Below are 15,066 nucleotides of genomic sequence, written 5' to 3' on the forward strand. Positions count from 1 at the left end.
GTTTTGTTTATAAATTAAAATCGAAAGCGTTACTAAAAACGAAATCCAAATCGAAGGTTAACTGAGCAGGTAAAAATCCATCATTAATCACTGCACCCAAAATTCTTCCGTCTAATAATTCCACAATAATATCATTTAAGCCATCGCCATTGAGATCATTTTCTTGGGGTAACAAATCAAACCGATCTCTAAATAATGAATTAGAATCAATTTGAGTTCCCACCGGAACCGCGATTTTATCTCCATTAAACGGACTGGTTCCCGGTTCAAATTGTCGGATTTCATCTACATTCCGCACCCGAAGACTGGCTTCACCTGGGTCGAAAATAAAGGTATCATTTCCTAAACCACCGATTAATGTATCAACCCCACCATCCCCATCTACAATATCATTTCCTAAATCACCAAATAGTATATCTCCATCTTCATCACCATAAAGAGTATCATTGCCTTGACCGCCATAAATACTATCGGCATTAAATCCTCCTTCTAGGACATCATCCCCGAAATTTCCGAAGATTAAATCATTACCAGAACTGGCAAAAATCCGATCATTATCTTGTCCACCAAATAGCGTATCAAATCCATTGGATGCGACCAGAGTATCATTTCCTTGATTGCCATTAATCAGTAAGTTATCGTTGATATTAGAACTCTGTAAATTATCATTTCCTGCCAATAATAGCACACCGTCTGGATAGGCGGAAACCTGTCCAGAAAATAGAAGAACATTATCATCTTGGGGACTTGCTAAAAGGGCAAATACACCGGGAATTGTGCTAGGAGTGAGAAAATTAGCCATAGTTAAAACTGTCCTAAGTTATTTCTGAACAAACTTTACAGGGTTTTGGTTAGGTTGGCAAACCCCATTGGATAGAATTATAGATCAATACCGCTTGAGGCTCGAAATTGGGGGGGAAATAGCTGATAATCGGGATGGGAATAGATTTTATCATAAAAATTCAGATCCATTGCTTGACCTTCTAACATATTTTGACAGGTTTTTTGTTGAGTATGGAGTCGAAAATAAGATAGAGTTTCTTCGACAAAACCGACTTTAAATTGTGCCAATATTCTCCACCATAAATCTAAATCGACTAATTGATTTAATTCGGGGTCAAAACCTGCTATAGTTTTAAATACGGATTTTCTTAATAACACGGTGCTGGGTTCTCCAATTTTATTAATCGGATGTTGCCATAAATTGGGATCGGCTAAGAGGTCTTTTCCCCATTGAATTGATTTTAAATTAGACCAACTTTGATGTAAATTAGCGAATTGTTGATAAACTGCGATTAATTCTAAATTAATATTTTCTTGTTCAAGAAAAAACATTTCTCTAGGTGAAAACACTAATCCAATATCAGGATCTGTTTCGGCTAAATTAACCATTTTTTCGATACAATTAGGCATTAAAATATCATCTTGATAGACAAATTTAATATATTTACCCTGGGATTGATTAATACAAAAATTGCTATTTTCTGCTAATCCTAAATTTTGATGAGTTAAAATATTAATCGGAATAGAAGTTTGGGCTTGAAAAGATTGGGCGATCGCGATGGTATGATCGGAGGAATTATCATCAGAAATAATTAATTCTATCGCGGAATAGGTTTGAGATAAAATACTAGATATCGCTTCAGCAATAAATCTTTCTCCGTTATAAACCGGAATACAAACACTAACTAAAGGCAATTTTTTAATTTCTTGATTTAAACAATTATTAAATTTAAGCTCACATATTTTTTCAGAAAGTTGATGAATAATCAAATTATTTTGACTATTTTTAAACTTAAATTCCCAATTAAAATTATCTATATAATCTTCCTTTAATATAATTTCCTTTTCCCAAATTGCTTTTCTAAAAATAGATCTAATTTTTACTCCTTCCCCATTTTCCTGAAAACTCTTTAATTCTGGAATTTGATTAACTCCATCTACTTCTAAATTATTATCTAAAATATTAATAGCTTCTGCCAAACCTTTCGGAAAAAAAGTAACCGGATATTGTACCCAAACAATATAATTACCCTGTGCTTTTGCAATGGCTTGATTAAAAATTTCTTGACTATTAAAAGCAGGCTCAAAATATAAAACTTGATGACCTTGCAGGTTCAAATAGTTCAGAATCTCAACTAATTCAAAATCAAATAAATTGCAATTTACTAAAACAATAAATTCATAACTAACCTCTAAATTATACTCTAAATTTGTAATCATATCTAATAAAAAATTCTCCTGTTTCCAGAGGGTAATAATCATAGATAATTTTATCTTTTCCATCTCCAAACTATTTTGCATCATCATTTAATTCTTCAGTCAGAGTTTCTAAGTAGTTACACAAAATAAATTACGAAGTATAGTTCTTAATCTTATCAAAATTAATGGCTATCATTCTCCGACAATGACTCAAAGAATGATAGCCGAAAATATTATTGATTTTTGGCTTTTTCGTACCTAATTTTTGGCAAATTAAACAGCCCTGGGGGGCTTAACCTAGGGTCGGTTGGATATTTAGTCGATATTAAGTTGGTTTCCCCGACGATATTGTTGGTACGCCGCAAAAAATAACCCGGATAGGGTAACGACAATTAAACCCAGAACAATTCCCGATAATAATGGTTCTACCACTAGATAACTCCTTGGTGTTAATTTGAGCAATTAATCTCTAATCATACCCTTAACCGTTGACGCTTCACTGTTGAGCGCTCTTGCTCTTAACCAGACAACACGATAAACTGGGTAGGATGTAAAGATTCTTGTAGATCAGTCTCAAATTATTAGAAACACCTTGGATAACCAGCTTGCAATTACAGAAATTGATGTCCTGATCAAACGAGCCTCCATCACTACCCTGGCCTTGATGGTTTTGATCCTGGGTTGGATTTTTGTCCTTCCTAAGTTACAGGTTTCTGATCCCTATGTGGAGAATGTGCTATCCATCAAAGGGGATTTTGTCCGAGGACAGGCAATTTTTCTTTATAACTGTGCCGGGTGTCACGCTTGGCAAACCGATAGTCAAGTAGGGCCAAGTCTTCAGGATGTTTCCCAACGGAAATCAGAAGTAGGCATTATTCAGCAAGTCACCGGTGGTAATACCCCACCCATGCCAAAATTTCAACCCAATCCCCAGGAAATGGCCGACCTGTTGAATTATTTGGAAACTCTATAGCCCAAAAAAATCTCAAAAAGTCTTGATCAAAATTAGTAACTTTTGCTATAATCGGAAACGTTGCTGGTGTAGCTCAGTGGTAGAGCAGCTGATTTGTAATCAGCCGGTCGCAAGTTCAAATCTTGTCACCAGCTTTCATGATCTGTGACAATCTTTTCTTGTGCCTTGCTCACGGATGATTACAGCCCATTACTCTAGCACTGAGAACCTAGAAGAAACGGTATGAATGCTAAGATTAGATCCAAAAAAATTCAACAAATTGTTGTTACGGCAGAACAGATGCGAAATATCGAAGAACGTATCTTTTCTGCCGGGATACCTGTGGCGGCTTTAATGGAAAAAGTTGCCGGAAAAATTAACCACAGGTTACAGACTCTATTCTCAGAAAAATCAATCACTTCGGCTGATAAAATCGGAATATTAGTAGGGCCAGGACATAATGGTGGTGATGGATTAGTGGTAGCGAGGGAACTCTATTTTTTGGGTTATAATATTGTAATTTATAGTCCAATTTCAAAGCCTAAAGAATTAACCGAATCCCATGCCAAATATGCTATTAGTTTGGGAATTAATTTTAGTTCTAATATTAAAGAATTATATGACTGTGATATTTTGATTGATGGGTTATTTGGATTTGGTTTAGAGCGAGAAATTACCGGAAAAATTGCCAATGCTATCAATATAATTAATAATTTGAATAAATTTGTCATTAGCATTGATTTACCATCGGGAATTCATACGGATACAGGGGAAATATTAGGAACAGCAATTAGAGCAAATATTACCCTCTGTTTGGGACTATGGAAACAAGCATTTTTACAAGATACCGGATTAGATTATATTGGCAGAGCAGAACTGATTGATTTTGATATTCCTAGGGCGGATATTAATGCTGTCATCGGGGAATATCCTATCCTAAATCGCATCACTCAGGACACGGCAATTAATAGTTTACCTTTGCCCCGTCCCGCTAATCATCATAAATATAAAAACGGTTATTTATTAATTATAGCAGGTTCCAAACAATATACAGGAGCCGCCATTTTAGCTGGATTAGGAGCCAGAGCAAGCGGTGTGGGAATGCTTTCTATTGCTGTACCCAATTCGATTAAACCCTTGTTAAGTTTGCAACTACCAGAATCCCTAATTATTGGCTGTCCTGAAACTGAAAATGGAGCTATTCTTGAACTTCCAGAAGATATAGATTTAAACCGCTATCAAACTATTGTTTGTGGCCCTGGATTAACAATAGAAGCTGAAGCTATTGTGGAAAGAATATTAACAGCAAATTGTGCAATTATTTTAGATGCGGATGCTTTAAATATTTTGGCTAAATTGAATCCAGTTCTCGCCCTATCTTCTCGTAAATTTCCGACTATTATAACACCCCATTTTGGAGAATTTAAACGGCTATTTCCCGAATTGATAGCATTAGAAAAAAATCAAATAATATTAGCCAAACAAGCCGCCGAATTAACGGGTGCTATTATTGTTTTAAAAGGGGCTAGAACCTGTGTAGCTACTCCGAATCAAGTTTGGATTAATCCTGATAGTACCCCAGCTTTAGGTCGTGGGGGAAGCGGGGATGTTTTAACGGGATTATTAGGAGGGCTTTTACCCCCTGTTATTTTAGCGGAAAAACCTGTAGAATTAATAGTTAATACGGCGGTTTGGTGGCATTCCCAAGCCGGGATTTTAGCCGCAACAGAACGCACGGAATTAGGGGTTGATGCCTATACATTAACTCAATATTTAATTCCAGCTTTAACACAGTTCCTAAAAACCATAAATTAAATCAGGAGATAACCATGAAATTACAAGTTTTAGAACATACGATTTTTAAGCTCCATCCGGTTGTAGCCGAAGCTGTTGCTTATAATGAAAAAATATCGGTTTATTGTGATACAATATTTGAAATAGAAAGTTATTCTGAGGCAGAAGATAACCATTTACAGGTTAATTTCCTATCTCCCAAACCCAAAAATATGACAACTTGGTTCGTTCCGGCTCATCAAGTTAAACTATTAGAAACCGATGAAGAATTAACCGTATCCCGTTCAGTTTCTTCGGCTTCCTTTGCGGTGTCTAATTCAGAATGGATATGGCCAATGACCGGAACCAGTATGGGTTCCGTAACTGAATTTGGTTATGCTAGAGGTAGACTTCATGCAGGTGTTGATATTGGGGGATATACTCCCGATGAATGTTATGCGGCGAGTGATGGAGTGGTTGATTATATTAAAAATGATCCTAGTGGTGCAGAAGGTCGGGCGATTTATATTAAACGTTCTAATGGTTGGAAGCACGTTTATTTTCATTTACAATCTATTCGGGTTGAAGTGGGTCAAACCATTACCCAAGGTCAATTTATCGGGGTGCGGGGCGGTTCGGGTTTTGGGTATGAAGGGTTAGAAATTGATGGGGGAGGATATTCTATTCATCTACACTTTGAAGTTCATAATCCCGATGGTGAAAAGGTTGATCCCCGTTCCATTTTACCCAATGATGATAGTGTTCCTATTGTGGCTTAAACTAACTTTTGAGCCATGAAATCTAATAAAATTTTTCTATGCAGAGTTCCTATTAATCTAACCATTCCTGCCTTTTCAGAATAACATTCTCCGGCTTGAATATCCTCTGGGGTTAATAATCCCATATCCCAGCCTTCATGTAAGACTAATTGACTCAAATCAACCGTTAAAGGAGCATAAAAAACAATCCGATTAACCAGAGAATCTGGATAGGAATTGAAGGGTAAAAACGCAGGAATATTATAACCAATTTCTTCGAGTAATTCTCGTTTAAAGGCATTTTCTGGGGTTTCTTCGGGTTCTAAATGTCCCCCAAATAATCCCCAAACCCCAGGATGAACAATATTAGGGATATTATCTCGTAACTGCAATAAAAACTTTCCATCTCGATAAAGAATCGCTATAGCAACTTGAATCATAATTTGTTACCCAAAACCCAAAACCCAAAACCCATTACCCATTACCCATTCTCTGTTCCCGTTTAATTTCTTTAATATAAACATCTCCAATATCTTTTCCTTTCATCTCCTTAATTAAAATACTTTTATATTCTACTTTCCCCTGAATTAATAGGTCTTGTCCGAGGGGTGGTAAAGGTTGAGTGGTAAATACCCAAATTGAACCTGTATTATCTTGGAGTTGATAAGCGCCAGCCCCTAAAAATGGTGCATAACTTTTTACTTTACCTCTGAGATAAACTTTAGCACCTATTTTCTGTTTTTGTTGTAGCAGTTCAATTTTAGCTGTATTAAAATTAATCCAACTTTCAGAATGGGAAATACTTTGACAACCGACTAATCCGGTCACAAATAGTAATACAATACTAATGTGCCAGGTTTTGGTGAGCTTCTGTGGAAATGAAAGGTTCATCAAAAATTTAGGTTTGAAACCCCGTTGTTCTGCGACGGCTTTATCCTAAAATGTTAACATATTCACAGAATATGTGCTAGAATGTGAGGTATGGAAAAAGCATACAGTTACCGATTTTACCCCACACCAGAACAAGAGTCGCTATTGCGGCGCACCTTGGGCTGTGTAAGGTTGGTTTACAACAAAGCACTCCATGAACGCACTCAATCTTGGTACAAAAGACAAGAGAGAGTAGGATACACTCAAACGTCCTCAATGCTGACCGATTGGAAAAAACAGGAAGAATTAAACTTTTTAAACGAAGTTAGTTGTGTTCCTTTACAGCAAGGTTTAAGACATCTACAAACAGCCTTTACCAATTTTTTTGCTGGTCGTACCAAGTATCCCAACTTTAAGAAAAAACATCAAGGAGGAAGTGCTGAATTTACTAAATCTGCTTTTAAATTTAAAGAAAAACAAATTTATTTAGCTAAATGTTCAGAGCCATTAGCGATTCGATGGTCAAGACAAATACCAGATAAATGTGAACCAAGCACCGTAACCGTCAGGCTACATCCATCAGGACGTTGGCATATTTCAATTAAATTTGATGACCCAATTATTCAACCATTACCTGCCACCGATAAAGCTATAGGGATTGATTTAGGCATTAGTAGCCTAGTCATTACCAGCGACGGAGACAAGATATCTAATCCTCAGCATTATAAAAAGCATTATCGGAGATTGCGTCAAGCACAAAAAAGCCTAGCTCGAAAACAGAAAGGGTCAAAGAACCGAGAAAAAGCCAGAATCAAAGTAGCCAAAATTCACGCTCAAATCACCGATAGTAGAAAAGACCATTTACACAAGCTAACGACTCAATTAGTTCGTGAAAACCAAACGATTGTAGCTGAGAATTTAGCGGTAAAAAATCTGGTCAAAAATCCCAAATTATCTCAGGCGATATCTGATGCTAGTTGGGGGGAAATTACTCGACAATTAGCCTATAAATGTCGTTGGTATGGGAGAAATTACATCGAAATAGATAGAGTCCGTTTACGGCGGTGAGGATGTCAAGGAATCACTGAATATATTAATTAACAAAACAGAGAACGAATTATGGATAATCTATTAGACGGTAAATCTACAGCCAAAAAGATTCAAGCCCAACTACAAGAACAGGTAGAAATATGGCAAGCTAAAGTTGGACGCCCGCCCGGTTTAGCGGTGATTATGGTAGGAGAGAATCCGGCCAGTGCGGTGTATGTTCGGAATAAAGAACAGGCTTGTGCTAAGGTTGGCATCACCTCTTTTGGTCAACATTTCCCCGCAGAAACTAGCCAAGAAAAACTTACCAGTATTATCCATGAACTGAACCAAAATGAACAAGTGGATGGAATTTTAGTTCAGTTACCCCTTCCTGCTAATTTGGACTCCGTTGGGTTATTATATGAAATTGATCCGAATAAAGACGCCGATGGTTTGCACCCGGAAAATTTAGGCCGGTTAGCCAGGGGAGAAAAAGGCCTAAGAAGTTGTACCCCCGCCGGAGTTATGCGACTATTTGAGGAATATAATATTGAGCTAAAAGGAAAACACGCCGTTGTTTTAGGTCGCAGTATTTTAGTCGGAAAACCGATGGCTTTGATGTTATTAGAAGCTGATTGTACCGTAACTATTGCCCATTCTAAAACTCAAGATTTAGCTAAAGTTAGCCGGGATGCGGATATTGTAGTGGCGGCTATCGGACGTCCGCAAATGATTACGGCGGATTTTGTTAAACCTGGTGCCATTGTAATTGATGTCGGAATTAATAAAATTACGGATAATAATGGCAAATCTCGCCTAGTCGGGGATGTAGATTTCGACAGTGTTCAACCCATCGCCCAATATATTACCCCAGTTCCGGGGGGTATTGGCCCGATGACCGTGGCGATGTTATTGCAAAATACCTTCTGGAGTTATTTGGAAAAATTTCAGTAGAGGCGTTGTTAACAGTTGACAGTTGACTGTTAACGACCGTAGGGTGGGTATTATCTATTTTACAAATTATGTTTATCTAATAATCTTTGTAACAAACTTTCCGATGCCCAAAAAGATGTCTTTTGAAGATTGTCAATGGCTGTAGATAAGTTGATCAGTTTCATCGTTGCGGCTTGATCTAAAATACCAAGTATTCCTGTAATAGATAAACCTCTATCTATCGCTATACGTCTTGCTTTCATATCATCTAAAATAACTAAATCAGCATTAAGTTGTTGTGCTAAAAGAATCGCTTCACGTTCACCAGGATCAAGTAAATCTATTATCTTGTCAGCAGGTTGAGTAACAGCCTCAATTTTGAGCCAATTAGGTGTATTTATAATCCAATTTCTCAGGTTTTCCGGTGCATCTCTAGCTGATAATTCTTGATAAACTGCACAAGGAATAATAATTTGTGAAAATAATTGCGGAAGCAAGTCAATTTGTCCAATTAAAATCAAGTAATTAATGGGCGAAGTATTAGAGATAATAATCATTCCTAAGCTAAAAGATGACGAATCCTTTGAACATCTTGTTCTAAATCATTTTCAGTATAAGGTAAATAAGATTTTTCTTGCTTAAGAAATTCGTAGGTTTCCCAACGAGAAGAAAATTTGAGTATTCGTCTTACTTCAGAAGCACCGATTTGACCTTGACGGTAATAATCGGCGGTGATTAGTTCCAAAATACGCCGAGAAATATTAACAGACTGTAATTTTTCTGCTATTTCATCAGGGAGTTCAAGGGTGATTTGCATAGTGATTTTTGGTATAGTGAAGTTAGAGGCAGGAAGCCCCGTCACAGAGAGTGCGGGGTGCTGAAAAATTCATGATCACTTCTGTGTCACAAGACTCGTAAAATAGTGAAGTTAAGACTTTGCTCCTGAAATCAAGGGTAAAATTAAGTCCCCAGTAGTCAACTTTTGTTAACATTACCCCTATTATAAACAAACACTCGTCATGGTATTGGTAAGCGAAATTAACTCACCGTTGGAAAACCCTCAGTTTGACTTATCTGCCTATCTGACCCAACGACAGACCCTAGTAGAACAGGCTTTAGATCAGTCTCTCCCCCTAATCTACCCTGAAAAAATCTATGAGTCAATGCGCTATTCTTTGCTGGCTGGAGGAAAGCGTTTGCGACCGATTTTGTGTTTGGCGACCTGTGAGTTGGTCGGTGGGACTGTAGAGATGGCCATGGCTACCGCCTGCGCCCTGGAAATGATTCACACCATGTCCTTGATTCATGATGACCTCCCAGCCATGGATAATGATGATTATCGACGGGGAAAACTAACCAATCATAAGGTGTATGGAGAGGATATTGCGATTTTAGCTGGGGATGGTTTATTGAGTTATGCTTTTGAATTTGTAGCGACTAAAACTCCTAATGTTCCTGCAAATCAAGTTTTACAGGTAATTGCTCGTTTAGGTCGGGCGATGGGGGCTGCGGGCTTAGTTGGAGGCCAGGTGGTGGATTTAGATTCGGAAGGACTCACGGATGTTTCCGAAGAAACCCTAACTTTTATTCATACCCATAAAACTGGGGCTTTATTAGAGGCTTCTGTGGTCTGTGGGGCGATTTTAGCCGGGGCAAAGGAAACGGAAATTGAAGGGTTATCTCGGTATGCGCGTAATATTGGTTTGGCGTTTCAGATTGTGGATGATATTCTCGATATTACGGCAACCCAGGAGGAGTTAGGAAAAACCGCAGGTAAGGATTTAACGGCTAAAAAAGTCACCTATCCCAGTTTATGGGGCATAGATGAATCCCGACGTCAGGCCCAGCAGTTAATTGAAGCGGCAAAAGCCGAATTATCTAACTATGGGGATAAGGCTATTCCTTTGTTAGCGATCGCAGATTTTATCACTAATCGCACTCACTAAAGCTATTGATTTCTATTATATGCAAGACTTTTCTCAAATCCTCAATAACCAAGTGTTATGGGTTGCCCTGTTAGCCTGTATTCTGGCTCAACTTTCTAAATTAGCGGTGGAGCTAGTCCAACATGGCAAAATTAATCTGCGGGTGTTGGTTACAACCGGAGGGATGCCCAGTTCCCATTCCGCTTTTGTCGGTGCTTTAGCAACGGGAGTGGGCAAAACCATGGGGTGGGGAAGTCCTGATTTTGCCATTGCTGTTGTTTTTGCGTTTATTGTGATGTACGATGCGGCTGGAGTCCGTCAAGCGGCAGGAAAACAAGCCCGCATTTTAAACCAAATTATTGATGAAGTCTTTGAAGAACATAAACAATTAAGCGAAGAAAGATTAATTGAATTATTAGGTCATACCCCCTTTCAAGTTATTGTTGGTTTAGGATTAGGGATTGCGATCGCTTCGATTGCTGAGATAACTTGGCCTCTACATTTCCTGCCAGTATAGCCAAGGGTCAAGTCTGATTTAACCACAAAGACACGAAGACACAAAGAAGTCGTTAACACCCTTACTGCTTATTGCTATATTTCTGTAGAAACCTTGAAATACAAGATCTGTAGCCATTATTTGTCGTCTAAGGTTTAACCGTAGGACTAATAACTGTCACCCGGTTACTATCAACTAATATCGGCCAAAAGCCACGATTACTTAATTTATTTAAAGTTGCTGTTGCTTTTTCGGAATCTGTTGTATATTCTACTAATAAATAGGGTCGCTGACCATAGGAAACTAAACCCACATTTTCACCGATTAGGGTTCTTAACTGTTGGACTAATTCCGGTTGATTCAAATAATCCACTAAAACAGCATAACCTGACCCCAAAGATTGAGAATTAGCTGTTGATTCTTTTTTGGGTGTTGGCGGGGTTTCTCGAACAATCGGAGTCTGGCCAAGACTAGAATTCGGACTCGGACGGGGTATGGCTATGACCTCCTGTTTCACCACATAGGCGGGTAACTTAACCTTATCCTGTAGATAGGTGGCCCAATCCTCCGCAATTAAAGGATCACTAAATCCTCCCACCCGGGTTACTAAATTCGTCAAATAGCGACAAACCTCACTATTGATGTCATTGGGTAACGTGCGCTGCACCAATTTTTGTTCCTCGGAAGTGTTACTGACAATCAATAACAAATATTCTCCAGGCTTTGGTGCTGCACAAGTTTCCTGGGCTAAACTGGTTTGGACTGCTAAACCCCAACTGGCGGCCGTGAGCAGACTCGGAACCAAGATAGCAGATAACCTTTTGACACCACTTTGACGCATAAACAGGAGGTTTACAAAAAAATTAATTGGGTTTAAAGCTCGTAAGTTCTACTTAGGCTTTTATTGTAGTTATTCTAGTTTAATATATAAAAGAACCAGTTGATCAAAAAGAATGAAAGCCCGGTATCGTTTTCGACTATATCCAACACCTAAGCAAATTTGCTTTTAGTATTTTGTAGTGATTGTATAGCGATTTAATGGCATCCCGTTCTAAAATTAGCGCTAATATTCTTTCTGCTTCCGATTGAAATTTCTGTTCTGGATAAAGACATTTTGAAAAGCCTGTAAACAGATATTTAGACATATTGCTTTTATCGGGTGGCGAAGATCGATAATTACGGTAATTATTAGCATTTGTGGTGTAGGCACTATCTTTTAAAGCTGTAAAACCTTTACTAATTTTGACATCATATAGCAATCCTAAATAGGTTGTATAGCAGTCGCCACATCTATTAGGACATTCTTGAAGGCTAAAAGCTGCTCACAGTAAGTATTTACCTATAGCGAGATTGCCTATTCCCTATTGCCTCTTGCTATAACATTTCAATACTGATATGAAACGGCCAGAAGTATTACCCCAGATCCCTCCCCCCTAGCCCCCCGTGCACGAGGGGTTTGGGGGGGCTGTTCCGGTGTTCCCTTTTGATCAGGGATTTTAAACACAACTCAAATAGGATTGCTATAGCCTGTGGTTTCTTCCCAGAAATATTGTTGCATTTGGCTATGGACAAAATTGGCAATTTCCTTAAGTCGAGTTTTACCAACACCTGTGGCTAGGGCAAAACATAGGGAGGGAAACTCGCGCTCGAAGTCTGTAAACGTGGGAAATTCCTTGTTAATCGCGGCTAAACTTGTTTCTCGATCTGCGATATTTGGAATGTTTAAAAGTTCACAAATACGAGCAAGAATTTCTAAGGATTCGCGCTGGGGATGGCGCAGACTGAGACGATTAGCAATGTTATTAACAATTTGGTTCATTGTATGTTATCCAGGTCAAATAGTGTTAGTTGTCCGATTTTTTGGGGTGCTTTTGGCAGGTTTTCAATTTTCAAACTGTAATCATCATGTCCCCATTCGCAGCGTGAAAGAATTTGTTTAGGAATTTTTTTAACCGTGAGGTTGGGGAATATATCAGTTTTGCCTCGAAAGGCGGTACATAAAACGAGTAAACTGCGTTCTTGTCCTACTTCGTCTGCAAGTTGGGATAGTTGTTCGAGACGAAGATTTTGGGTGGTAACATAGATAAAATTCCGCTCTGTAGAATAGCCCTGTTGCCAATAGAATGTATCGGATGGTGAGTAGGTGAAACCTTCAATTTTGCACAGTGCTTCGGCTAACATTTCGGCATTATAGGTTTTATTAATAATCCAATTATCCCATTTATCTTTTTCGAGGAGGGAGGGTGCAAGGTGATAGTATCGAAATCCACCGCCACCTTTCCAATTAAATGCTTTACTAATTCCCCCTTGATCTTCGCCATCAATTACTTTTTTAAGTCGGGGAATAATATGGGTATGACAATGTTCGCCGAGTTCAATCATGATCCAGCGTCTTCCCATTTTATGCGCGACTGCCCCTGTTGTTCCTGAACCTGCGAAGGAATCGAGAACAAGATCATTAGGTTTTGTTGCAATATCCAGAACGCGCTTAATTAAACGTTCAGGTTTTGGTGTATCAAACACACTTACTGAATTAAAAGCACGTACTTCAAGCTTCGCTTCATGGTTATGACCAACTTCCTCATTAGACCAAAAAGTTGCTGGTGGTCTCGACGCATTGGCTTCCAAAAACTGTTTAACATAAATTTCCCAGCAATTATCTTTCTTTACATATTCGATTAGTTCTGAGTTAGTTATTAAATTTTCCTTCTTCCATCGCCATCTTCCTTCTATTCCGTCAGGCTTTACTGGATAAATATCTGTCCCATCTGGAGCTTTGATTGAATACCACATAGATGGACGATCTTCCCGTCTTGACTCAGATCCCTCCTTGCGAAGTGAGCGACGACGATAATACTTACCTGTTATCTTATCGAAAAATTTGAACTGACTGGAGTTCTGCTCTTTAGATAATTGAATTGGTGCAAAGTCATTGCTCTTTTGGTACACAATAACATGATCGTGAGACACGCTAAAACCCCGTGCATCCATTCGCTCAGAATATACTTTTTGCCACAAGCAATTCGCAACAAAATTTACCCGCCCAAAAATTTCATCACACATCACTTTTAAATAATGTGCTTCATTGTCATCAATGGTAATCCACAGCGATCCATCTTCTGATAATAAACGTCGAATAATCTCTAATCGATCGCGCATTAAACCAAGCCAGATCGAATGTTCTACACCATCATCATAGTGTTCAAAAGCTGATCCTGTATTGTAGGGAGGATCAATAAAAACACATTTAATTTTTCCTGCAAACTCCGACTCTAAAGCCTTGAGAGCCAACAAATTATCCCCAAAAATCAAGCGATTATCAAAAATATCATTTTCACTCATCCGATGAGCAGCATGATAAGATTTATCTGGATCTTCCAGCAAAATTCGTGGCTCCAACTTGGGGCGAATCTCCTTACCAATCCAGGTTAATTCTAGTCTCTGCTTTTTAGTCATAATTAATCTTTTTCTCAACAGTTAAACCGTAGGAATATTCAGATTTTTAGTCTAATTATTCCTGGGATCTAACTCTTGCATCACCCTACTTGTTAAAGGAAAAACATCGGTTAAACTCTTGAAAAGTGATTGAAATTTTAGGTGAACCTTATTTTAAGTTTGAAAGATAAAAGCTGCTTTTGAAGACGAGCCAGAGGGGGAAACTCTCTGGCTTAGTTTAACCTTTGTTCTCCAAAAACCGCAGTTGACAACAATGAAGCAACAGCTTTCATTGTACTGATCAGGGTCAAATATTGGATCGGAATTTTCAAGCGGCCGTTGCTAAAGACCCCAAAGCATCGGGAATACTAGCGGTCGGGGCTTGGAATTCTCCCTGGAATACATACTCCAAACGCAATTTTAACCAGATTACCACTTGTTTATTTGTGGAAACAATTGCCACCGCAGGTTGAGGACATTTGGCTTTAATCTCAGCCATTTCTGGCGCTTCTAAAAAAGCAGGTTGCTGCACTAACCAAAAATCAATTTCCTTTTCCCGTTCCCGATAGTTGCGTTGGCGTTCGCGCAACACTTCTTCTAAGGGTTCTTCCTCAAGTAAAAACTTGTGACTGCCTAAAACGTAGTAATAAGTCTGCATGGTTAATCGTTGTAAATTCTATCATGGGAAGATTT

Annotated in this window: 18 protein-coding genes, 1 tRNA gene and 1 pseudogene; 9 read left to right on the forward strand and 11 right to left on the reverse strand. The window is 38.5% G+C overall.

The window, feature by feature from the left end:
• Positions 1–7: 7 nt before the first annotated feature.
• The 3 genes from NMG88_RS10690 to petG form a co-directional block, all read right to left on the reverse strand.
• Positions 8–802: a calcium-binding protein gene (locus NMG88_RS10690; RefSeq protein WP_026796922.1), complete on the reverse strand. Its 795-nt coding sequence runs from the start codon at positions 800–802 to the stop codon at positions 8–10.
• 77 nt (positions 803–879) lie between these two features.
• Complete coding sequence (locus NMG88_RS10695; RefSeq protein WP_227350957.1) at positions 880–2,310, reverse strand: glycosyltransferase; 1,431 nt, start codon at positions 2,308–2,310, stop codon at positions 880–882.
• Positions 2,311–2,517: 207 nt separating this feature from the next.
• The gene (petG, locus tag NMG88_RS10700; protein WP_072005214.1) at positions 2,518–2,634 is read right to left on the reverse strand and encodes a cytochrome b6-f complex subunit V; all 117 of its coding nucleotides are present in this window, start codon (positions 2,632–2,634) and stop codon (positions 2,518–2,520) included.
• A gap of 160 nt (positions 2,635–2,794) precedes the next feature.
• On the opposite strand from petG, the gene NMG88_RS10705 reads away from it, so the two are divergent.
• The 4 genes from NMG88_RS10705 (at position 2,795) to NMG88_RS10720 (ending at position 5,706) form a co-directional block, all read left to right on the forward strand.
• A complete protein-coding gene (locus NMG88_RS10705; protein ID WP_026788497.1) occupies positions 2,795–3,175 on the forward strand; it encodes a c-type cytochrome in 381 nt (126 codons plus the stop codon).
• A gap of 62 nt (positions 3,176–3,237) precedes the next feature.
• Positions 3,238–3,309: transfer RNA gene (locus tag NMG88_RS10710), tRNA-Thr, on the forward strand.
• 88 nt (positions 3,310–3,397) lie between these two features.
• Positions 3,398–4,969 carry a bifunctional ADP-dependent NAD(P)H-hydrate dehydratase/NAD(P)H-hydrate epimerase gene (locus tag NMG88_RS10715; RefSeq protein WP_042155363.1) on the forward strand — a complete coding sequence of 524 codons (1,572 nt, stop codon included), beginning with the start codon at positions 3,398–3,400 and terminating at the stop codon, positions 4,967–4,969.
• A 14-nt stretch (positions 4,970–4,983) separates the two neighbouring features.
• Complete coding sequence (locus tag NMG88_RS10720) at positions 4,984–5,706, forward strand: M23 family metallopeptidase (RefSeq protein ID WP_042155362.1); 723 nt, start codon at positions 4,984–4,986, stop codon at positions 5,704–5,706.
• Here NMG88_RS10720 and NMG88_RS10725 read toward each other — a convergent pair.
• Both NMG88_RS10725 and NMG88_RS10730 read right to left on the reverse strand, forming a co-directional pair.
• Positions 5,703–6,125 carry an NUDIX hydrolase gene (locus tag NMG88_RS10725; RefSeq protein ID WP_042155359.1) on the reverse strand — a complete coding sequence of 141 codons (423 nt, stop codon included), beginning with the start codon at positions 6,123–6,125 and terminating at the stop codon, positions 5,703–5,705. The genes NMG88_RS10720 and NMG88_RS10725 overlap by 4 nt on opposite strands.
• 34 nt (positions 6,126–6,159) lie before the next feature.
• Positions 6,160–6,576 carry a hypothetical protein gene (locus tag NMG88_RS10730; protein ID WP_042155356.1) on the reverse strand — a complete coding sequence of 139 codons (417 nt, stop codon included), beginning with the start codon at positions 6,574–6,576 and terminating at the stop codon, positions 6,160–6,162.
• Positions 6,577–6,666: 90 nt separating this feature from the next.
• Here NMG88_RS10730 and NMG88_RS10735 point away from each other — a divergent pair.
• Positions 6,667–7,605, forward strand: a pseudogene (locus NMG88_RS10735) (RNA-guided endonuclease InsQ/TnpB family protein); the annotation flags it as partial.
• 69 nt (positions 7,606–7,674) lie between these two features.
• Complete coding sequence (gene folD / locus NMG88_RS10740) at positions 7,675–8,538, forward strand: bifunctional methylenetetrahydrofolate dehydrogenase/methenyltetrahydrofolate cyclohydrolase FolD (protein ID WP_042155354.1); 864 nt, start codon at positions 7,675–7,677, stop codon at positions 8,536–8,538.
• Positions 8,539–8,597: 59 nt separating this feature from the next.
• On the opposite strand, the gene NMG88_RS10745 is transcribed toward folD, so the two are convergent.
• Both NMG88_RS10745 and NMG88_RS10750 read right to left on the reverse strand, forming a co-directional pair.
• Positions 8,598–9,074 (reverse strand): PIN domain-containing protein, encoded by a 477-nt coding sequence (locus NMG88_RS10745; protein WP_254035412.1) that lies wholly within the window; start codon positions 9,072–9,074, stop codon positions 8,598–8,600.
• 2 nt (positions 9,075–9,076) lie between these two features.
• The gene (locus tag NMG88_RS10750; protein WP_026788490.1) at positions 9,077–9,334 is read right to left on the reverse strand and encodes a UPF0175 family protein; all 258 of its coding nucleotides are present in this window, start codon (positions 9,332–9,334) and stop codon (positions 9,077–9,079) included.
• 202 nt (positions 9,335–9,536) lie between these two features.
• Here NMG88_RS10750 and crtE point away from each other — a divergent pair, with 202 nt between their 5' ends.
• Positions 9,537–10,463 (forward strand): geranylgeranyl diphosphate synthase CrtE, encoded by a 927-nt coding sequence (crtE, locus tag NMG88_RS10755; RefSeq protein WP_026788489.1) that lies wholly within the window; start codon positions 9,537–9,539, stop codon positions 10,461–10,463.
• A 19-nt stretch (positions 10,464–10,482) separates the two neighbouring features.
• Entirely contained in the window at positions 10,483–10,959 is a 477-nt protein-coding gene (locus NMG88_RS10760) for a divergent PAP2 family protein (RefSeq protein ID WP_042155352.1), read from the forward strand.
• A gap of 127 nt (positions 10,960–11,086) precedes the next feature.
• Here NMG88_RS10760 and NMG88_RS10765 read toward each other — a convergent pair whose 3' ends face one another.
• Positions 11,087–11,779, reverse strand: a complete 693-nt coding sequence (locus NMG88_RS10765) for a hypothetical protein (RefSeq protein ID WP_042155350.1) — start codon at positions 11,777–11,779, stop codon at positions 11,087–11,089.
• Positions 11,780–11,891: 112 nt separating this feature from the next.
• Here NMG88_RS10765 and NMG88_RS22695 point away from each other — a divergent pair, with 112 nt between their 5' ends.
• Complete coding sequence (locus tag NMG88_RS22695) at positions 11,892–11,948, forward strand: helix-turn-helix domain-containing protein (protein ID WP_141294479.1); 57 nt, start codon at positions 11,892–11,894, stop codon at positions 11,946–11,948.
• A gap of 497 nt (positions 11,949–12,445) precedes the next feature.
• On the opposite strand, the gene NMG88_RS10770 is transcribed toward NMG88_RS22695, so the two are convergent.
• The 3 genes from NMG88_RS10770 to NMG88_RS10780 form a co-directional block, all read right to left on the reverse strand.
• Positions 12,446–12,757: a hypothetical protein gene (locus NMG88_RS10770; protein WP_235751762.1), complete on the reverse strand. Its 312-nt coding sequence runs from the start codon at positions 12,755–12,757 to the stop codon at positions 12,446–12,448.
• Complete coding sequence (locus NMG88_RS10775) at positions 12,754–14,394, reverse strand: site-specific DNA-methyltransferase (RefSeq protein ID WP_227350954.1); 1,641 nt, start codon at positions 14,392–14,394, stop codon at positions 12,754–12,756. Before NMG88_RS10775 ends, NMG88_RS10770 begins: the two co-directional genes overlap by 4 nt.
• Positions 14,395–14,701: 307 nt before the next feature.
• Complete coding sequence (locus NMG88_RS10780; RefSeq protein WP_254035413.1) at positions 14,702–15,031, reverse strand: MgPME-cyclase complex family protein; 330 nt, start codon at positions 15,029–15,031, stop codon at positions 14,702–14,704.
• Between the last annotated feature and the right edge of the window lie 35 nt (positions 15,032–15,066).

Source organism: Planktothrix agardhii (assembly GCF_904830935.1).
In the GTDB taxonomy this organism is placed as follows: Bacteria; Cyanobacteriota; Cyanobacteriia; order Cyanobacteriales; family Microcoleaceae; genus Planktothrix; species Planktothrix agardhii.